The 20,912-nt window shown below is 38.7% G+C and carries 16 protein-coding genes; all 16 read right to left on the reverse strand.

Annotated elements, in window-relative coordinates:
- Nucleotides 1-156 precede the first annotated feature (156 nt).
- Entirely contained in the window at nt 157-2,796 is a 2,640-nt protein-coding gene (alaS, locus tag FC84_RS07495; RefSeq protein WP_057757379.1) for an alanine--tRNA ligase, read from the reverse strand.
- Nucleotides 2,797-3,322: 526 nt separating this feature from the next.
- Nucleotides 3,323-4,174 carry a hypothetical protein gene (locus FC84_RS07500; protein ID WP_057757381.1) on the reverse strand — a complete coding sequence of 284 codons (852 nt, stop codon included), beginning with the start codon at nt 4,172-4,174 and terminating at the stop codon, nt 3,323-3,325.
- Complete coding sequence (locus tag FC84_RS07505; RefSeq protein WP_057757383.1) at nt 4,171-5,514, reverse strand: DEAD/DEAH box helicase; 1,344 nt, start codon at nt 5,512-5,514, stop codon at nt 4,171-4,173. The genes FC84_RS07500 and FC84_RS07505 overlap by 4 nt, the downstream gene beginning before the upstream one ends.
- Nucleotides 5,515-5,534: 20 nt before the next feature.
- The gene (locus tag FC84_RS07510; RefSeq protein ID WP_057757386.1) at nt 5,535-6,500 is read right to left on the reverse strand and encodes a DHH family phosphoesterase; all 966 of its coding nucleotides are present in this window, start codon (nt 6,498-6,500) and stop codon (nt 5,535-5,537) included.
- A gap of 3 nt (nt 6,501-6,503) precedes the next feature.
- A complete protein-coding gene (locus FC84_RS07515; protein WP_057757388.1) occupies nt 6,504-7,829 on the reverse strand; it encodes a DRTGG domain-containing protein in 1,326 nt (441 codons plus the stop codon).
- Between the two features lie 232 nt (nt 7,830-8,061).
- Nucleotides 8,062-9,252: an elongation factor Tu gene (gene tuf, locus FC84_RS07520; RefSeq protein WP_057757390.1), complete on the reverse strand. Its 1,191-nt coding sequence runs from the start codon at nt 9,250-9,252 to the stop codon at nt 8,062-8,064.
- Between the two features lie 215 nt (nt 9,253-9,467).
- Nucleotides 9,468-10,409: a hypothetical protein gene (locus FC84_RS07525; RefSeq protein ID WP_057757392.1), complete on the reverse strand. Its 942-nt coding sequence runs from the start codon at nt 10,407-10,409 to the stop codon at nt 9,468-9,470.
- A 63-nt stretch (nt 10,410-10,472) separates the two neighbouring features.
- Nucleotides 10,473-12,152: a ribonuclease J gene (locus FC84_RS07530; protein ID WP_057757395.1), complete on the reverse strand. Its 1,680-nt coding sequence runs from the start codon at nt 12,150-12,152 to the stop codon at nt 10,473-10,475.
- A gap of 87 nt (nt 12,153-12,239) precedes the next feature.
- Nucleotides 12,240-14,345, reverse strand: a complete 2,106-nt coding sequence (gene pnp, locus FC84_RS07535; protein ID WP_057757396.1) for a polyribonucleotide nucleotidyltransferase — start codon at nt 14,343-14,345, stop codon at nt 12,240-12,242.
- Between the two features lie 78 nt (nt 14,346-14,423).
- Nucleotides 14,424-14,693 (reverse strand): 30S ribosomal protein S15, encoded by a 270-nt coding sequence (rpsO, locus tag FC84_RS07540; protein ID WP_057757398.1) that lies wholly within the window; start codon nt 14,691-14,693, stop codon nt 14,424-14,426.
- Between the two features lie 145 nt (nt 14,694-14,838).
- A complete protein-coding gene (gene rpsT / locus FC84_RS07545; RefSeq protein ID WP_057757400.1) occupies nt 14,839-15,096 on the reverse strand; it encodes a 30S ribosomal protein S20 in 258 nt (85 codons plus the stop codon).
- 142 nt (nt 15,097-15,238) lie between these two features.
- Entirely contained in the window at nt 15,239-16,312 is a 1,074-nt protein-coding gene (gene holA / locus FC84_RS07550; RefSeq protein ID WP_083479586.1) for a DNA polymerase III subunit delta, read from the reverse strand.
- Entirely contained in the window at nt 16,290-18,572 is a 2,283-nt protein-coding gene (locus FC84_RS07555; RefSeq protein WP_162257973.1) for a DNA internalization-related competence protein ComEC/Rec2, read from the reverse strand. Before FC84_RS07555 ends, holA begins: the two co-directional genes overlap by 23 nt.
- Nucleotides 18,565-19,281 (reverse strand): helix-hairpin-helix domain-containing protein, encoded by a 717-nt coding sequence (locus tag FC84_RS07560; RefSeq protein WP_057757405.1) that lies wholly within the window; start codon nt 19,279-19,281, stop codon nt 18,565-18,567. Before FC84_RS07560 ends, FC84_RS07555 begins: the two co-directional genes overlap by 8 nt.
- A 102-nt stretch (nt 19,282-19,383) precedes the next feature.
- Entirely contained in the window at nt 19,384-20,421 is a 1,038-nt protein-coding gene (locus tag FC84_RS07565; RefSeq protein ID WP_057757408.1) for a SepM family pheromone-processing serine protease, read from the reverse strand.
- Nucleotides 20,422-20,425: 4 nt separating this feature from the next.
- Entirely contained in the window at nt 20,426-20,911 is a 486-nt protein-coding gene (gene coaD / locus FC84_RS07570) for a pantetheine-phosphate adenylyltransferase (RefSeq protein WP_057757410.1), read from the reverse strand.
- Nucleotide 20,912: the final 1 nt, after the last annotated feature.

Below are 20,912 nucleotides of genomic sequence, written 5' to 3' on the forward strand. Positions count from 1 at the left end.
TAATAAAATTCATAAAATGATTCTTACTTGAAATTTGAAATAGATTTTAACTACTGCTCAACTACTTCACTAGGATTAACTTGACGAAAAAATTCTCGGAAGCTAGCTTATTCCGAGAATTTTTGAAGATTGTTTTGGTTAATTCATTTTACACCATTATTTTGTTAGATATGTCTTAGCTGCTTGTAAAGCTGCTGGTAGTTGATCAGGTTTCTTACCGCCTGCTTGAGCCATGTCAGGGCGACCACCACCGCCGCCACCAATCACTGGGGCAATGTTTTTAATCAAGTCTCCGGCCTTAGCACCACGTTTAACAGCATCTGGTGTTGTTGCCACTAATAAGTTAGCCTTGTCATTTTGAGCTGTCCCCAAAATTAGAATATCACCAGTTGGTTTGTCACGCCAATTATCAGCTAATTGCCGCAACTCATTCATCGTCACATTAGGTACAACCGCGCTAGTTAATTGCCATTGACCAACTGTTTCAGTTTGTAGGGCATCATTAGCTTGTGCTTGGGCCATTTTAGCCTTCAAGTTTTGTAAGTCACGTTGTGCATCTTTTAATTCTTGTTGTAAATGTTCAGCTTTATTTGGTAACTCCTTTAATTGCGTCACTTTTAAATCTGTTGCTAAATCATGTAACATCTTATCTTCGTTATTCAAATATTCAAAGGCTTCTTGAGCCGTTACTGCTTCAATTCGACGAATACCTGCAGCTGTTCCGGATTCAGAAGTGATCTTGAATAAACCAATTTCGGCTGTGTTTTGAACATGAGTCCCGCCACAAAGTTCCATTGAATAATCGCCAACTTGAACAACGCGGACACGATCACCATATTTCTCACTAAATAAAGCAATAGCTCCTAATTTTTTAGCATCTGCCAATGGCATTTCTGTCGTTGTGACTGGAATTTCTGCCCAAATCTTCTCATTAACAATCTTCTCAACTTGATCTAATTGTTCACGAGTGACTTGACCAATGTTGTTAAAGTCAAAACGTAAATAATTGGGTTCAACTAAAGAACCAGCTTGATGGGTGTGTTCGCCTAAAACATCACGCAATGCTTGGTCCAACAAATGCGTTGCCGTATGATTACGCCGAACTTTTTTACGGAACGTTTCATCAACTCGTAATTGGTAGGTTTCACCGACTGTTAAAGGTTGACTAGCTTCAACCGTGTGAATATTTTGACCATTAGGAGCATGTTGAACATCTTTGACCACTGCTACTTGTTCGCCAGCGCGATTTAAAATCACACCTTGATCGGCAACTTGACCACCCATTTCAGCATAAAATGGTGTTCGATCAAAAATCAAACCTGCCGTTCCTGAGGCAACAGTTTGAATTTCTTGATCATTAGCAACGGCAGCAACCAATTTAGCATCATCAATGGCTAAATGTTGGTAACCGTCAAATTGGCTATCGACTTTAATGTTCAATAAAGTTTCATCTTGAGAACCCATTGATTGACGATTGCCACGAGCAGCGCGGGCGCGGTTCTTCTGTTCAGCCATAGCTTCATCAAATTCGCCTTCATTAACAGTCAAACCTTCGTCAGCAGCATATTCAACAGTTAATTCAATTGGGAAGCCATAAGTATCAAATAATTTGAAAGCATCACGACCGCCAATGACAGTTTGACCAGCAGCTTTTTGCTTAGCAATTAAATCATTCAATAAGGCTAAACCATCAGTTAAGGTTTCACTGAAACGTTCTTCTTCAGACTTAATAACTTTAGCAATGAAAGCTTGTTGATCGCGAACTTCTGGGTAATAGCTTTCCATAATTTTGCCGACAACTGGTACTAGTTGATACAAGAATGATTGATTAATCCCTAAACGACGACCATTTAGAACAGCCCGACGAATTAAGCGCCGTAAAACATAACCGCGTCCTTCATTTGAAGGCATTGCGCCATCGCCAATAGCGAAGCTGACAGCTCGAGCGTGGTCAGCAATAATCTTAAACGCGATGTCAGTTTTTGGATCTTGACCATATTTGAATTGACCGCTCATGGCTTCAGTTTTATGAATTAAAGGCATAAATAAATCAGTTTCAAAGTTAGTTGGTGCATCTTGAATAATTGAAACTACTCGTTCTAAGCCCATACCCGTATCAATGTTTTTATGGGGTTGTTCAACGAAACTGCCGTCTGGTAAGTGATTAAATTCAGAAAAGACAATGTTCCAAATTTCTAAATAACGTTCATTTTCGCCACCAGGATAATTCTCAGGGTCATCATCTGCAACGTTATTGAATTCTTGGCCACGGTCATAAAAAATTTCTGAATCGGGACCACTAGGACCCTCACCAATATCCCAGAAATTATCTTCAACTTTAATAATATGATCTTCTGGTAAGCCAACCACTTCATGCCAAATTCGATAAGCTTCCGTATCTTTAGGATAGACAGTCACAAATAAACGTTCTGGATCCATAGCTAACCATTTAGGTGAAGTTAATAATTCCCAAGCCCAAGGAATCGCATCTTCTTTGAAATAATCACCAACCGAGAAGTTACCTAGCATTTCAAAGAAAGTATGATGGCGTGCTGTTTTACCGACATTTTCAATATCGTTCGTACGAATACTTTTTTGGGCATTAGTAATTCGAGGATTCTTAGGCACAACTGTCCCATCGAAATATTTCTTTAACGTGGCAACACCAGAATTAATCCACAATAATGTGGGATCATCCTTAGGAACTAATGATGCACTTGGTTCAACATCGTGACCTTTTGATTTAAAAAAGTCGAGAAACATTTGCCGAAATTCAGCACTCGATAATTTTTTCATTAATATTCTCCTTTAGATAAATACTTATTAGCATAATAAATGCATTTCTGAATAGTGGTTCTTCGTGCCTCTGAGAAATACGTACTGGAAATTTTCAATAGTTTAACTCTCGTCTGTCAATGCCGAAGCAAAGTTGCCAGCAGTAGTGAAATTGTTGTTAGCAATTTATTGCTTACAACAAGATTCGTATTTAAGATAATTGGATTTTAAATTGGCTCAAATCGATGTCTACCACGTTCCATATGCAATCTTGTGTAGGTATGAAGAACTACAACTTAATAATTCCAAACAAGAAACTTCGTAGAAAATAAAAAACACCGCTGCAATTTCAAGGACGCCAATGCGCGGTACCACCTTGATTGCAACGATGCGATTCGTTAACCACTTAATTAATCTATTTAAATAATCGATGGAGAGCATTAATTAGCTGTATTGAAGACCTCACACTAACCGGCCTCTCCCTGAACAAGACAACTAACAACATATTCCAAGTCAAAAATTATTATAGTGAACATTGTGCCTAAAGTCAATCCAACTGAACGTTAATCACCGGTCGATAAACAAAATTAGCTGTTAAAGTCTCTGGCAAATCAATTTCTAAATCTGCATTGATTAACTGTGCCACAATTTCTTTAGAATCGGCTTCCACTGCAAAGGGATTGGCCTTAACAATCCCAGAGTCATTAAGTAATTCATGATTTTGAGCCGTTGGAAACGCAACGCCATAACCAGTTTGATAATAATCTGTTGTTAACCAATCTTGATTAATTGGTAACTCAAAAGGGCTTAAATTGCCATTAGCACTATACTCCCATTGGTTTTTGGTAGCTAAATTACAACCCACCGCTCGTAAATGACGGCGTAACTTCCGATACGACCAGTTCTTTTTAACCGCTAGTGCAATATTATCTCCCGTGGTTGTCTGAAAAACCAGTTGCCCAACTTCAGTAGTTTGCTGAGTTGTTGTAAAAGGGTCTAAAGAATGTTTACGGCGATAAAGAAAAGCATCAATCTCACTAGCATAAGGCTTTAAAGCTGCTTGATCGCCTTGAATTTCACCAGTAATAGTATTTAGTTCACCAATCAACCACAAATTAGCAGTTGTTGCTGTTCGTGCAATCATAAATGGACTAATTGCTTTAATACCGTCCGCAAAATGTCCCTGTAAGTTGCCGGGTACAAAAATAAAAGTCTGTTGATTCAAGTCCGCCTGGCAACTATCAATGATTATTTGACCATATTGCATTTTAAGTGAACGAATATTAGTTACTGGCCATAGAGGCCGAACGAAATAACGAATAATTTGCCGAAATATATCTAACCGCCGCTGATTAGAAAGTGCCTGCCATTGGGGTAAATAAATTTCTTGTTCGTTCATCGCTTATGTGACCGTCGAATTGCCCGTTGCTCTTGCCGATTTTCAATCTTACGTTTAGCACGGCGATCTTCAGACAAAGCTTTCTTAATCTTATTACGATAGCCTGGCTTATGTTTGCGTTGTTGCTTTTTAACCATGCCGACCATTTTAGGATCAAGTTTCTCTTTAGTTGCCTGGCGATTAGTCCGACGTCTGCGATCATAAGAATCAACAATTTGACCGTTAGCTAAAGCCTTAGGTGTAAACTTAATGCCTAATGCTTCAATCTCACTAACTTGATGCTCGTCATCAGGACCATACAAAGTAATCGCAGTACCTTCAAGACCATTACGGCCAGTTCGGCCAACTCGATGAACAAAATATTCTAAATCCTTCGGAATTTCATAGTTGATGACAAGTGAGGCCCCAGGAATATCAATTCCTCGAGCAGCTAAATCAGTAGCAACAACGTATTGATATTCTAAGTTTTCAACTTGCTTCATAATGCGTTTACGCTCACGAGGCTGTAAACCGCCATGAATTTTAGCAACTTTGAAGCCCTTAGACTTTAATTTAGCCGTTAATTCGTCTGCAGTTTTTTTCGTATTGGTGAAAACCAAAGCTAAATAGGGCTGACCCACGGTTAATAATTTGGCTACTAAATCTGCTTTATTCTTCCCTCTAGTCGCAAATAACCAGTTTTGAACATTGGGGTTGATGACTGATTTAGGTGCTAATTTTACTTGTTGGGGTGCATTTAAATATTTACGTAGAAATGGTTGTAACTTATCAGGAATTGTTGCCGAGAAGACGGCGGTCTGTAATTGTTCGGGCATTTTACTGGCAATCGCGTCAACATCTTTTAAGAAGCCCATATCTAATGTCATATCGGCCTCATCAATCACTAAGAAACGAACTTGATCGACACGTAATGCGGAACTAGAAATTAAATCTAGAATTCGACCAGGCGTCCCAATGACAATATCTGGTTGTTGATGAGACAGTTTTTCAATCTGGCGTTCCTTGTCACTACCGCCAACATATAAATGCATCCGGAAAGTTTCGCCACTAGCCTCTAATAACTGTTTGGCCAATTCATAAGTTTGATTGGCTAATTCACGACTTGGTGATGTAATAACTAATTGTGGTAAATCTTGATTTACCTTTAACTGACTAAAGAATGGTAATAAAAAGGCGTGAGTCTTGCCACTACCCGTTTGTGATTGAACAATGGCATCCTGACCCTTTAACAGAATTGGAATGACCTGTTCTTGAACTGGTGTTGGTTTAGTAAAATGGATTTTTGCCAAACCCGCTACCAATGAATCTTTTAAATTAAATGTTGCAAATGTTGTTTCCATAAAATTCCTTTCGTTGGCACTTATTGGCCAATTTGATATGCCGCGCCAGCTGCTTTCATCTCGCTGACGATTTGATTAATTTCTTCGACGTCAACTGCATTACCGCCACTTGCTAATGGATGACCACCACCATGATGAGCTTTAGCAATACCGTTAATGATTGGACCTTTAGAACGGAAGTGAACGCGATAAGTGCCATCTTCCTTTTCTACATACATACTCCACAACAATACTTCACGTAAATGACCAGGTGTGGAAACGACAGAATTAACCTGATCATCAGCAACACCTAACTTAGCTAATAAAGCGCGAGTAATCACCATGTGTGCTGCGCCGTTACCATCAAATTGTAATTGATCATAAACAACTGATTGTAACTTAGCTTGATTTAGTGTTACTTCGTTAAGATTTTGACTAACTTGGCTGTGGTCAAAACCAAAACTAACCAATTGAGCAGCAACGTTAAAAGTGTGCTCGGTTGTGGCGTTGTATAAGAAACGACCAGTATCACCAATAATCCCTGCGTATAATACGCGAGCGGCCTCAGTAGTTAACTTTAGTTGACCTTCACTAGCATTAATCAGGTCAACAATAATTTCTGAACAGCTTGATGCATCAGTATTAACATAATAAAGATCACCGTAAGCATCATCATTAGGATGATGGTCAATCTTGATTAAATAGCTGCCTTGATTGAAACGAGGATCGCTAACCCGTGGCGTATCGGCCGTATCAGTGACAATAACCAAAGCCCCTTCATAAAAGCTATCAGGAACTTCTTCAGGTTGATTAATCCAAGTTAGATCACCAACTGAACTGCCGACAATGCGAACATCTTTAGCGGGAAAACTATTTTTAATTGTTTCTGCTAATCCAGCCTGTGAACCTAAGGCATCTGGATCAGGATTAACGTGACGATGAATCACAATTTTATCACTAGCTGCAATTTTAGCAATAATTTCTGAAAATGTTGTATTTGTATCCATTACTTATATCTCCTCAATAATCTGACAAGTTACCAATGCCTTAGCAACCAACGTATGGTCTGAAATCATATCCACATCAAACGTAGCCAGACGTCGATTTTCATTAACGACATTTAAATGTATTTCTAAATCGTGATCAATTTGCACTAAGCGGAAATAATTCAAATCGATTTGATCAACCATACTAGCTTTTTGCTGATAAATCCGCAACGAACGAGTTGTAGCTAACGTGATAAATTCGGATAAAACCCCAATCGATAATGCACCAAGTTCGTTTGCCATTTGTGGTGTGGTATGAACACCCCAATCGGGAAAAATAGCATCTGTCTCTACTTGCTCGTGTTCTATTGTATACATTGACTCACTAATCTGATATTGCAAGGTCCAAGTCCGCTCATGAGACAACGGTTGATCTAAGGCCTGAACATTATTGCGATTAACCACACCAACTAAATCAAAATTACGATTAACAACTGGCAATAAGTCAATTGAATTCGACGTCAGTAAATGAATTGCATTGGCTAAAGACGTATGACGAGTAACGGTAATCGGATTTTTGACCATCACTTTATCCAAAAGGGTCCCTTCAGAAAAGCCCTTAACATCTTGTAAAGTTACCACGCCAACCAAACGCCCTTTGTCAGTAACTACCGCAAAGCGCGTATTATTCGTGCTGCGACGCAAAGCTTGATAATCAGCAACTTTTTGCGTTTGCCGCAATACTTGAATTTGATCAACTGGAGCAAAAACATCCGCAACGGTCATAATCTCTTGTTGAATATTCTTGTTAGAGATTTCCCGATTAATTAAACTAGCCACGGTAAAAGTATCGTAATTAGTGCTAATTAATGGTAAAGCCGCTTCATCGGCTAAATCAATATTTTCCTTAGTTGCATCAAAACCACCAGTAATCAGTACAGCTGCACCATGTGTTAAAGCAATCTTCTGTGCTTCATCACGGTTACCAACAATCACTAACGACATTGGCGAAATATAAGGAATCATCGCTGTCTCGGTCATTGCTCCAATGACAAACTTGTTTAATTCTTTATCCAGACCATTAGCACCACCAAGAACGCGACCATCAATAACATCTAAAACATCTGCAAAAGATAATTCATCGATTTTTTTAGGACGATCCTTTTCAATTCGAACTGTCCCAACCCGCTCAATTGTCGCTACTAAACCGTTTGTTTCAGCTGATTTAATGGCTCGATAAGCCGTGCCTTCACTAACTTTTAAGTCACGAGCAATTGCTCGTACAGAAACCTTACGACCAATTGGTAGCTTCTCTAAATAATGAATGATTTCTTCATGTTTCGTCGCCAAAAAATCATCAACTCCCTAGAACGCTGTTTAAACTCAGCACATATCTTTACAACATGTGCGAATATAACAACAACTTTCATACTGTACTATAATACCAATTTAAGTATATCTGTTTAGCGACGTAAAAACAATTAAGAATGTCACCACTAAAAGTAGACTACTTGATAAATTTACCGATAAAAAAAGACTAGAACATAAATGTTCTAGTCTCTTATAATTTTAGCTTAATAAATTAGTCTAAGATTTCAGTTACTTGGCCGGCACCAACAGTACGTCCACCTTCACGGACAGTAAACTTAGTACCCTTTTCGATAGCAACTGGAGCGATCAAGTCTACTTCGAAAGTAACGTGGTCGCCAGGCATTACCATTTCAGTACCTTCTGGTAATTCGATAACGCCAGTAACGTCAGTTGTATGGAAGTAGAATTGAGGACGATAGTTTGAGAAGAATGGTGTATGACGGCCACCTTCATCTTTAGTTAAGATATAAACTTCGCCTTTGAACTTGTTATGAGTTTGGATTGAACCTGGCTTAGCAAGAACTTGGCCACGTTCTACTTGGTCACGGTTAACACCACGAAGAAGGGCACCAACGTTATCGCCGGCTTCACCTAAATCAAGGGTCTTACGGAACATTTCCAAACCAGTAACAGTTGTCTTCAAGATTTCTGGCTTCAAACCGATAACTTCAACTTCATCGCCGACTTTAACAGTACCACGATCAATACGGCCAGAAGCAACAGTACCACGACCAGTAATTGTGAAGACATCTTCGACAGGCATCAAGAATGGCTTGTCAGTGTCACGTTCTGGAGTTGGGATATATTCGTCAATAGTATCCATTAATTCCAAGATAACTTTTTCTTGTTCTGGGTCGCCTTCAAGAGCCTTCAAAGCTGAACCACGGAGAACAGGAATATCGTCACCAGGGTAATCGTATTCAGATAATAATTCACGAACTTCCATTTCAACTAAGTCGATTAATTCTTCGTCATCAACTAAGTCAATCTTGTTTAAGAAGACAACAAGATAGTCAACGCCGACCTGGCGAGCAAGTAAGATATGCTCACGAGTTTGTGGCATAGGGCCATCAGTTGCGGCTACAACTAAGATAGCACCATCCATTTGAGCGGCACCAGTGATCATGTTCTTAACGTAGTCAGCATGTCCTGGGGCATCGATATGTGCGTAATGACGCTTCTCAGTTTCGTATTCAACGTGGGCTGTGTTGATTGTAATGCCACGTTCCTTTTCTTCTGGAGCTGCATCGATATCAGCGTAATCTTCTGCTTTAGCGAGACCCTTTGATGCCAATACTTTAGTGATTGCGGCCGTCAATGTAGTCTTACCATGATCGACGTGGCCGATTGTCCCAATGTTTACATGGGGCTTAGTTCTTTCGTAATGCTCTTTTTCTGCCATTATAAAATGAACCTCCTGTAATATTCACAAGTAAAAATCAGCCCGACAATGTGTAGCTGAAAATCCTTTATGTTTAATTATACTACTTCTCGTCCAGAAAACCAACGGTTATCCTTAGAGAAATATCCTCTCTGATTATACGGAGAGTTATTGAAATTGTAAACACTTTTGACCTAAGATTTCAAAAATATTTCGCATAATTGACTGTAAAATGGCTAGGCATTCAAATTATTGAGCAAATTACGTTCTTGTTCTTGCCAATAACTTAATTCCTTGACCTCTTTTGCGTTAGCCGTTGCTGGAATTTGACCCTTACTTAAAAATTGACGCCAAATTTCGTGGGGTTGTAATTCTTGTTCACAAAATGGATAAGTCAATAAAATATAAGTCAATAAATTACTCATCGCCAATTGTTGGTCAACTGTATCAGGTGTCTGGTCAAATTGAGCTTGGGCAAAGTCAACCGCAAACTGTTCTAACTCTGGTACATATTGCATTGGAGTTAACTGATCGGTTGATAACAAACGTAATTCACCACGCCAATTCAACGTCAGTGAATAGGTTGCTGAAAACAAACTGATTTCATCAAGCAACTTAACCCGCACTTCCGGATTCAACATTGGACTTGCTAAAGTAGGTTGCGCCACTTGGACATAGGCGTCTGGTGTCAGAGATTGCATTTTTGCTAAGACAACTGCTGCGTTGCCACCTGTTTTTGTTGTTGCGGCTTGAAGTAAGTTGGCTGTTAACTGAGCAATTTTATCTGGTTCTATGACAACTGTTGCCAATTGTTGCTGTAAACCTTGCCACTGTTTCTTTTCAACAGCAGAGAATTGGTAATGCTGATACTGTAACCGCTGGTAGCTTTGATCCAAGATTACATAATCAGCAATCAGCCATAATTTTTGCCAATAATCCGTTAACTGCCCATTTCTCAAAAACTCCTGCTCAAAATCCGCTAACAATTGACGCGCTTCAGCAAAATCCTGGCTACGTTGTAGAAAATCAAAATACTGTTGTACTAATTCAAATGGTTGGGCTAGTTCCAGTGCTCGTTGAAAATATTTTTTTGCCTGTAGCCTGTTTTTATTTTGCTCAGCCTCTTGAGCCAAACCAACCAGATTAGCAATGGACTCCGTATATTGTGCGATCTTCAACACCTCCTAATAAAAAATAGAACTCACCCTTATCTAAAAGATAAAAATGGGTCCTATTTATGACTAACGATGTCGATTTTGGTTAACTTCCATAATCACAGGCAAAATTACCGGATGGCGTTTAGTCTGCTCAAATAGATATTTACTTAAATCTTCACGGACATCTTGTTTTAAGTCGTTCCAATCAAATTCTTTATTCGCTAAATTATTTTCAATAGCTTTCACAACAATGTCAGAACTCTCTGCCATTAAGTTACGATTAGCTTTCACGTAAACAAAGCCCCGTGATGTTAATTTTGGCTTAGCAACAATCTTCTTCTTACGACGATCAATGGTTACCACTGCGATAAAAATGCCATCGTCAGCCAATAAACGCCGATCACGCAAGACAATATTACCAATATCACCAACACCACTACCATCAATCATGGTATCGCCAGCATTAACAGCAGCGCCTAAATGGAAACCGCCCTTGTTATATTTAACCACGTCACCCATCTTCGTAATAAAGATATGATCAGCAGGCATACCAGTTTCTTCGGCAATATTAGCATGAGCATCAAGCAAACGATACTCGCCTTGAATTGGCATTAAATAATCAGGATGTAATAAATTCAACATTAATTGCAAGTTAGATTTATTAGCATGGCCAGATGAATGCATATCATCGCTAATGGCCTTAACAGTACCACCAGCACGATAGACTAAATCACGCATCTTAGCGACGTTAGTTTCCATGGCATGGGAAGGCGTTGTGGTAATGAAAACTAAATCGCCTTCTTTAATGTGCAATAAGCGGTGACGATTAGTCGCCATTTTGCTTAATGACTTGATCGGCTCGCCCATCTTACCAGTTTCTAAAACGACTGTTTTTTCTGGTGGTAATTCTCGTAATTCCTTAGTTGTTGCTAACAGGTTAGGATCTGGCAAAGTTAAGTAATTCAGTTTTAAGGCCGTTTTAACGATTTTTTCTAAGTCACGGCCAGTTAGCACTACTCGGCGACCAATTTGAGCCGCCGCATTTAAAATCTGTTGAATCCGCACAATATTGCTAGCCACCGAGGCCACAATAATACGGCCTTCATGATATTTAAATGTTTCTAAGATATAGCTTGAAATATCACGTTCGCTGCTAGTTTCATAAGGTGACTCAGCATTGGAAGAATCACTGAGTAACATTAAAACATGATCGCGACCAATATCAGCTAAACGACCAAAATCAGTTTGATATTCAGGTGTTGCAACTTGATCGAATTTAAAATCACCTGTATAAACCACGTGACCTGCACTAGTCTTTAAGTCAATCCCCAAAGAGCCAGGAATTGAATGCGTCGTCTTAAAGAATGAAACAGTTGCGTTTTTAAAATCAATTGCTGTTTTCTCGTCAATGATATGAAAATCATCAAACCGTCGTAACTTCTTCTCACTAGAAACAGCAATTTTAGCCAAAGCAATTGTCATTTCAGAGCCAAAAACGGGAACTTGGTTTTCAACCAAAAAGTATGGCAAAGCACCGATTGCATCTGCATGACCATGAGTTAAGAAGATACCGACAACTTTGTCGATGTTTTCTTTTACGTAAGTAAAGTCAGGAATAACAACGTCAATTCCCAACAACTCATTTTCTGGGTACATTAAGCCGCAGTCGAGGATGTAAATTTCATCTTCAACTTCAACGGCGTACATATTCTTTCCATTTTCGCGAACGCCGCCTAATGGAATAACTCTTAAATTTTGTAACATATGAACTCCTTGTTTATTTTTTCAATGCTTAGCAAAAAGTGGAATTTCACTGGTGATGCCATCGTAAAATTCCACATCGCTAAACTATTAATTTTCATCTGAAAGTAATGCTTTACGTGAGGCGTTAATTCGGCCCTTACCATCAATGCTAACAACTTTGACTAACAATTGATCACCTAGCTTAACAGCATTTTCAACTTTATCTAAGTGACCAGCAGTTAATTGCGAAATATGAATCAGTGCGTTCTTACCCTTAGCTAACTCTACAAAAGCACCAAATGGTTCAATTCGATTAACTGTGCCCATATAAACTTCGCCGACTTTAATTTCACGCGTTAAATCACTGATGATTTGCTTGGCTTCTTCAATAGCTTCCTCATCATCAGAACTAATTGTGACCGCACCAGATTGCTCTATATCGATTTTAACACCAGTCTTGTCAATAATCTCGTTAATCGTCTCGCCACCGCGACCGATAACATCTTTAATCTTAGCTGGATCAATTGTCATTTGAACAATTTTTGGTGCATATTTACTTAAAGATAGCCGTGGTTCAGATAAGGTTGCTTGAATGACATCAAGAATTTGTAAACGTGCCTTTTTGGCTTGTGCTAAAGCTTCAGCCAGAATCGTTTCTGTCACACCGTCAGCTTTAATATCCATTTGTAAAGCGGTAATACCAGAACTTGTACCGGCAACTTTGAAATCCATATCTCCCAAGTGATCTTCAATACCTTGAATATCTGTTAGGATCGTGTAATCAGCGCCTTCTTTAACTAAACCCATGGCAATACCAGCAACAGGTGCTTTAATCGGTACGCCACCATCCATTAAAGCTAAGGTACCGGCACAAATACTTGCTTGTGATGAAGAGCCATTAGACTCCAGTACATTGGCAACTAAACGAATTGCATACGGAAAATCTTCAGTATTAGGAATAATTGGTTTTAAAGCCCGTTCACCTAAAGCCCCATGACCAATTTCACGGCGACCTGGCGCACCATAACGCCCAGTTTCACCAACAGAAAACTGTGGAAAATTATAATGATGGACAAATGTTTTATGATATTCGGAAGTTAAGCCATCAATCGTCTGTGCCTCTGCTAAAGGTGCTAGCGTGAGCGCAGAGAGCACTTGAGTCTGTCCACGGTCAAAGAGACCCGAACCATGTGCACGAGGTAAGAGGCCTACTTCTGCACTTAATTGACGTACTTCATCTAGTTGACGACCATCAGGACGAACTTTATCCTTAACGATCAGCTCCCGTAAAACTTGCCGCTCTAATTCAGCCATTAGTTCATCAACTTGATTTAGGAAAGCTGGGTCGTCATCAGCGCCACTTAAAGAAGCGTAATGCTCATGAGCAAGAGCCTTAACTGCTTCAATATTCTCATCGCGTTGCAACTTATCTTCTGTGATAATGGCTTCACGCATTGTTGAATAATAGTTGGTTTGAATTTCTGCAGCTAAATCTGCAGGCGCACTTGGTGAAGTAAATTTAATTTTCTCTTTGCCAACTTCAGCAATGATTTGTTTTTCAAACTGACATAACTCTTGAACCTTTTCAAAACCAAACTGTAATGCTTCTAAAATCTCAGGTTCGGGAATCTCATCGCCGCCGGCTTCAACCATGTTCATGGCTTCTTCAGTTCCTGCAACTGTTAAGTCTAGATCAGAGTCAGTTAATTCTTCGGAGTGTGAATTTAATTGTAGTTCCCCATTAACACGGGCAACCTTAACCCCAGCAATTGGTCCAGCAAACGGAATATCAGAAATACCTAATGCTAGCGATGAACCTAACATGGCCATTAATTCAGGACCAGCTTCAGGATCAGCACTAAAGACGATATTCGTAATTTGAACATCGTCAACAAAACCCTCGGGGAATAACGGGCGAATGGGACGATCAATTAAACGTGCCGTTAAAGTCGCATGGGTACTAGGCTTACCTTCACGTTTATTAAAACCACCAGGGATTTTACCAGCAGCGAACATTTTCTCATCATAATTGATAGTCAATGGGAAAAAATCTTGATTTGCTTTAGCTGGTTTGCCGACAACTGCGCTTAAAACAACCGTTTCGCCATAACGGACTAAAACAGCGCCATTGGCTTGTTTTGCGACTTGACCAATTTCAACTTGCAGCGGTTTACCTGCCCATTCGAGCTTAAAAACACGTTTAGTTTGTTCCATAAGTTGTGCTTCCTTTACTTGGATTTGTAATTCTATGTATAAAGAAAGCGAGATCGATATGATCTCGCTTGGATAAGCTTAACGACGTAAGCCTAAGCTCTTGATAAGTTCACGATAGCGAACAACATCTTTTTCACGTAAATATGCTAATAAGTTACGACGATGACCGATCTTCTTCAAAAGACCAACATATGAATGATGATCCTTCTTATGTGACTTCAAGTGATCGTTCAATGCATTAATATCAGCAGTCAATACTGCGATTTGTACTTCTGGAGAACCAGTATCGCCTTCGTGGCGAGCGTACTTTTTAATGATTTCGTTCTTCTCTGTTTGAGAAATAGCCATGTTTCTTCCACCTCATTTTTTTATTCCAAGAACTTAGTAAAGCGTCGGTGAGTCGCAGAACTAAGTAATTGGTGAACAATATTACTTTAGCGAAAATTCACTAAAAAAGCAAGTATAAAAAAAGATTCGGTCTCCCGAATCATTCTTAGTTAGCGTTGTTTAATTTTGTCAAACGTGATTTGTCGCGAGCAGCTTTGTTAGCTTTGATTAAGCCTTTGGAAGCGGCCATATCGACTGAACGAATAGCATCCTTGTACAAAGCATCAGTATTTTCAGCGTTAGCAGCATTAGCAGTTTCGAATTTCTTAACTGTTGTACGCATAGCAGCTTTTTGGCTAGCATTTGCTAAACGAGCTTTTTCGTTTGTTTTTACACGTTTGATTGCAGATTTGATTTGTGGCATTAAGGTCACCTCCAGAATAGACTAATTCAAACTCAACGTTAAATATTATACCAAACTACGCTAGATATGCAAGTAACTTTATTAAAAAGTGTGTGCTTTATTATGCCAATCATTGTTAAATCAGCTGATTACATAATTGATTTTATTTTCTTGTCTGGGAATGATTACGACTGGAAAATTTAATAATGAGTAATTGTAAAGCTTGTTCCTTGTTTGCGCGCCCTGATTTAATTTGATAATCCAAGTTAACTAATTCTAACGACATATCCTTTAGTTGTTGCAAGCCAAATTGGCGTTCTTGTTGAAGGGCTAGTTTAACCCGATAAGGATGAACCTTTAATTGGCCGGCAATATCGCCTTGAGAAAAACCATTTTGGCGTAAAATTTTAGTTTGTAACAGTAAACGAACTTGAGAAGTAATTAACGATAATAATTGGATTGGTTCATTGCCATTAATCAATAATTGCCGATAAGTGGTTAAAGCTGCCCTTTGCTGGCCATTAAGTGTATTAGCGACTAGACTAAAAACATCATCATCAACCACCTGCTCAACGACTTGATCAACATCTGCCATGGTAATTTTTTGTCCCGGACCTACATACAATGCCAGTTGCTGTAATTGCTTAGCCGCTAAAGTATATTGATCATCTACGCGATGTTGCAATAACTCCAAAGCCGCTGTCTCAATTTGAATCTTTTGTTCTTGGCACAATTGTTGTAGTGCTTTGGTTAATTGGTAGCCCTGAAGTTTACTGGCATCAACGATCAAAGCCTGCTTTTCAACTGCCTTAGTGACTTTTTTACGCTCATCTAGCTTTTCATAATTGGCCCAAAAAATAAGTTTTGTACTTGGTTGAGGCTGTGCCAAATAGTCAATTAACGCATCAAATTCATGATCAACTTTATTTTTACGCGCTTCACCTGTTAAAAAAGTGGGTTGGGTTAGCATCACAACTCGCCAATCTCCAAAAAACGGAATTGAAGCTGCATCATCTAAAGCCGTCCCAATGCTGTCCTCAGATAAATCGTAGCGACCATAATTCATCTCTTGCTCTTCAGGTGACAATAGCTGTTCAAAATAAGCTTTGGCTTGATCTAATAAAGCTTGTTCTTGGCCCAAGACTAAAACGACTGGTGGTAAATCAGTCAATGACATTTTCTTTAGTTGTGTAACAGAAATACGATTGGCTTTCTTATTGGCCACTGTTTTGTTCATTCCCTACTAATTTTGTTCGTAACTGACTTTGCTTGGTTAACGGTTTAAAATACCATTCAATCATACCATATTGAGCAGTGTTTAAATACGGGACTTGTAACTGTTTAAGAGTGGTTAAAGTTTCTTGACTAGGATGGTGATAACGATTATTTCGTCCCGACGAAATCACAACTAACCGAGGATTGATTTGAGAAATAAAGCCAGGATCATTAGATGTTTTACTCCCATGATGACCAGCTTTTAAGTAATCAACTGTTAACGTTGGATATTTTTTAGTGATGGCCAATTCACCAGCACGATCTAAGTCGCCAGTAAAAAGCCATTTTACATTTCCCAATTTTAAAAACAAAGTTAGCGAATCTTTATTTTCGCCTATTCCTGGTTGCTGAGGCGCCACAAACCAGCCATTTAAGCGTTGATCTTGTAGTCGTTCGCCAGCAAGTTTGGGTAAAAAATGAGTTTTAGTTGATGCTGTCTGTAACTGGGCGATAAAATTAGGATTCTGCGTCATTCCTCGTGTAAAAACAATATTCTTAACCGGAAATTTCTTTAGTAATATGGCTAAATCACCTAGATGATCAGCATCTTGATGTGTTAATAAGACATAATCAAGTTTAGCAATCCCCTGACTACGCAGATAAGGAATTGTTATCTTTTCAACGCGGGATTTTGCCGAGCGTACCTGCCAAGGATCACGAGTAAAAGCTAATTGCCCACCAGTATCAATCAATAATGTTCGTTTGGGAAAAGCCGTTTGCACTAAAATACTGTCCCCCTGTCCCACATCAATGACAGTAACTTGATCCTTAAAGCCAAGACGATGATAGCCACCTACAATTAGCAAAGGTAGCACCAAAATAGTAATTTGCTGATGTTTTATTTTTGGTAATTCAAAAACAATTAAGGCGTAAATTAGCAAACTGCCAATCATCAAAAGTGGGGCTTGACCAATGGTCACTTGTAAATAAGATTGCTGAAAAAATTTAGCTAATAGTCCATATAAAATGACCCAAATCGATTCAAAAAAATAACACGCTCGTGGGAAAACTAAAGTAACCAGCGTGGCTGGCATAATCAATAAGCCGAATAATGGCGCAAATAAGCCACCCATCAATAAAGCAATCAAGTTAAAGGTTGCGGTCCTAAATAAAATTAACAGCATACTTAAATAACCTAGGCGTAACTGTAATTGCCAACTTGTTAATTTTTTCGGTACTAATCTTAATGCAAAAGACAGTATAAAACTCAATTGTGGGCCTAGTTCTAAGAACGATAAAGGTTGCAGCCATAAACAACACAGCAAAACCATTGTTAATTGGTCTAACGATGCCATTCTAACTTCTAAGACCTGTAAAAGTTCGTGAAGAAAATAAGTTAAAACAGCTCGCAAAATCCCTATTTGTTGACCAACAAAAATAACATACAATGGCAGAAAAATAACTAGTAAAAGTCGCGTCACTTCATCAGGAATAAAAATACGCGATCCTAACCAACGACAACTACGAATTAATAAATCAATGTGCAGCCCTGATAAAGCAAATAAATGAATGATGCCAGCGGTACTTAAAAGTTCCCGAATTTCTAAATCATCGCGCTCGCTATAACCAGCGACTAATGCTCTTAAATGAAAAGCACCATATTTAGGCAGGGCTGTTAACGAATTTAAAAACTTCTTACGAAAATGACTAACTAGCATTCCTACTGATTGAACGGGTATTTGTTTCACCTTAACAATTTCAGCATTAACTTGTTGATGAACTTGGCGATGCACGGCCCAATCTTTAAAATCAAATTCATGCCAATTAGTCGCCGAATCAATCATTGTTAAATCAATATTCTTTAAAAGCAGTTGACACTGATTATCATTTTTCAATAAAAAATCTTGTTGCTGCTCAGAACTGATTTTCGCCGTTAGAAATATTTTTTGTGAACCACTTTGACCAATGCCGGTTAATAAATCGCCATTGATTTTATAACCATCTGCTTTTAAAACCACCGCTTCACAATTAGTCAATAATTGATACTGATTTTGCCACTGCAATTGACGACCAGTAAATAGCAACAGTATAAGTATTGTGATTATCGTCAACTGATGTGAACGAGCACAAAAAAGGCGCCAGCCTAAAAATAACAAGACACTAGTGCCAACAATCCAGAACGAAGGCTGCCATAATATTCCCGATAAGGTTAACGTACCAAGGCCAACTAAAAGAAGTTTACCTGAATAAGAACGATCATAGCCGATCGTCGACTTAGACACAAAGTTCATCGCGAATATTAGCTAATGTTTTTTCACCAATACCATTAACATTAGTTAACTCATCAACACTTTTAAACGGGCCATCCTTTTGCCGATAATCAATAATATCAGCTGCTTTTTTGGGACCAATGCCACTAACTTGCTGTAATTGAGTTGCATCTGCTTGATTTAAGTTGATCTTATTCGGTACGCCTGCTTCACTAATCGTAGAACTCGTTGCTGGCGGACCAGTTTGTTCCTGAACCAATAAATCTTCACCTTTTTTAGGAACATAAATACTCATACCGTCTTGTAGTGGTTGTGCTAAATTAATTTGTCGACTATCTGCATCTTTGGTGAGACCTCCAGCTAACTTAACTAGATCATTAATTCGAGCATCAGCGGCAACTTGATAAACATTAGGTTGTGCTACCGAACCTTTTATTTCAACGTACATTTTATTAGGTTTTTCAGTAGTTGATTGTGATGTTTTTGAATCATTACTTGTGTTAGTTTCATTAGTTGCTGATGATTGTGCGACATCAGTTATTTGTTCATTCTTTTGCTTTGCCATAATTGCTTTCAGATTAGCTGAAGTGGCTTGCCCTTTTAATTGATAATGTTGGATGGTTCCCACGGTGATCAGCCCTAAAATAACAAAAATTACTGTACTAACTTTTAGTGGTTGTTGTCTGAATAGTTGTTTGAACCGTTGGCCAATATTTTTCATTAAACTTCACCTCAATTTTAAATACACAAAAAGCCGCCAATAATTTGCGGCTTTTTCATTGCATTGTTTAAATTGAGTTCATTATTTTAATCCTTTAAATGACTAACGATGCGCCTCTAAATAATTAATCACATCAGCAAACTTACGAACCGGTACAATTTTCATTTTAGTGTTTATTTTTTTAGCAGCAGCTAAAGCTTCATGATAATTATTAACATAATCAGGATCGGCTTTCTTCATCGCCTTAGTCACCTGGTCGTTAGGCGCAAAGAAAATTTTTGCACCAGCGTGATCAGCGGCAACTACTTTCTTATCAATGCCACCAATTGCCCCAACAGTTCCATCAGCAGCAATTGTTCCTGTTCCAGCAATCTTACGACCATGTCGTAAATTCCCATGTGTTAATTGCTCATACACTTGTAGAGAAAACATCATGCCTGCCGAAGGACCACCAATATCACCAGCGTTTATTTTGACCGGTATCTTAGTCTTGATAGTTGTGCGATCAGTTAAAGTAATACCAATACCATTTCGATTAGTCTGAGGCAATTTAATAACTTTAGCTGTCGCTACCTTGTCTTGGTCGTTATGTTGATAGGCAATTTTAACTTTAGTCCCCACAGATTTATCTTTTAAATAATTAATAAAACTCTGATTGCTTTGAAAATGATGACCATCAACAGCAGTAATTGTATCCCCGATCTTAACCACACCAGCTAAACTGGACTGTTTGATAATGTCCATCACATAAATACCTAAATATTTTACTTGATAAGGTTGTTTAGCAAGTTGGTAGGCTTGTTGAATCGCATTATTTATTGAGCTCTCCATATAATATTCTTGCATTTGATTATAGGTTTCATCACTAGCTCCACCCATTAATTCTTGAGGACTTAAAATATCATCAAAAGTATTAAAGTGAGCCGTTAACCAACGAAAAGGTGTTGCGTGTTGAATACCAACTGTTACAAGCATGTACGCGCCCTTTTGCCGATCTTTCTGACCATCAACTTTAACAAACTGCGATAATGGTTCAGCCGTGCCAGGTTCTTCAATATAAGCCGGCAATGGCAACATGAAAAATACCACCAACAGGATAAAACTAACAACAATTAAGCTAAATTTTTGCCAACGTCTCATACATTCAATCCTTCAATTTACGACTTAAAATTTCAATAGCTGTTGGCGTTAAAAAGGCTGAAACATCGCCGCCAAAGACTAAAACTTCTTTAATCATACTTGATGAAACAAATGAATTATCTTGATCAGCTAACAAGAAAACCGTTTGAATTTCAGGTGCTAACGTTTGATTCATCTGGGCAATTCCAGTTTCATATTCTAAGTCAGCACTATTTCGTAAACCACGAACTAAAAATTGTGCCCCTACCTGGCGTGCTAAGTCAGTTGTCAAAGTTGCTGGCCGTGCAATAACCCGAACACCCGCTAAGCTAGCCACCGCTTCTTTAACAACTTGAATTTTTTCATCAGTGTTCAGCAGATAATGCTTGCTATCATTGGTCATAATGGCCACAACAACCTCATCAAAAACAGCCAATGCTTTTTTTAATATTTGTAAATGGCCTTTGGTAAAGGGGTCAAAACTACCGGCAAAAAGTGCAACCTTACTCATG

Source organism: Lapidilactobacillus dextrinicus DSM 20335, assembly GCF_001436095.1.
In the GTDB taxonomy this organism is placed as follows: Bacteria; Bacillota; Bacilli; order Lactobacillales; family Lactobacillaceae; genus Lapidilactobacillus; species Lapidilactobacillus dextrinicus.

Excerpts from the sequence above, each read along its gene's own strand:
- alaS (WP_057757379.1), bottom strand. The coding sequence starts at position 2,796 with ATGAAAAAATTATCGAGTGCTGAATTTCGGCAAATGTTTCTCGACTTT.
- FC84_RS07500 (WP_057757381.1), bottom strand. The coding sequence starts at position 4,174 with ATGAACGAACAAGAAATTTATTTACCCCAATGGCAGGCACTTTCTAAT.
- FC84_RS07505 (WP_057757383.1), bottom strand. The coding sequence starts at position 5,514 with ATGGAAACAACATTTGCAACATTTAATTTAAAAGATTCATTGGTAGCG.
- FC84_RS07510 (WP_057757386.1), bottom strand. The coding sequence starts at position 6,500 with ATGGATACAAATACAACATTTTCAGAAATTATTGCTAAAATTGCAGCT.
- tuf (WP_057757390.1), bottom strand. The coding sequence starts at position 9,252 with ATGGCAGAAAAAGAGCATTACGAAAGAACTAAGCCCCATGTAAACATT.
- FC84_RS07530 (WP_057757395.1), bottom strand. The coding sequence starts at position 12,152 with ATGTTACAAAATTTAAGAGTTATTCCATTAGGCGGCGTTCGCGAAAAT.
- pnp (WP_057757396.1), bottom strand. The coding sequence starts at position 14,345 with ATGGAACAAACTAAACGTGTTTTTAAGCTCGAATGGGCAGGTAAACCG.
- rpsO (WP_057757398.1), bottom strand. The coding sequence starts at position 14,693 with ATGGCTATTTCTCAAACAGAGAAGAACGAAATCATTAAAAAGTACGCT.
- rpsT (WP_057757400.1), bottom strand. The coding sequence starts at position 15,096 with ATGCCACAAATCAAATCTGCAATCAAACGTGTAAAAACAAACGAAAAA.
- holA (WP_083479586.1), bottom strand. The coding sequence starts at position 16,312 with ATGAACAAAACAGTGGCCAATAAGAAAGCCAATCGTATTTCTGTTACA.
- FC84_RS07560 (WP_057757405.1), bottom strand. The coding sequence starts at position 19,281 with ATGAAAAATATTGGCCAACGGTTCAAACAACTATTCAGACAACAACCA.
- FC84_RS07565 (WP_057757408.1), bottom strand. The coding sequence starts at position 20,421 with ATGAGACGTTGGCAAAAATTTAGCTTAATTGTTGTTAGTTTTATCCTG.
- coaD (WP_057757410.1), bottom strand. The coding sequence starts at position 20,911 with ATGAGTAAGGTTGCACTTTTTGCCGGTAGTTTTGACCCCTTTACCAAA.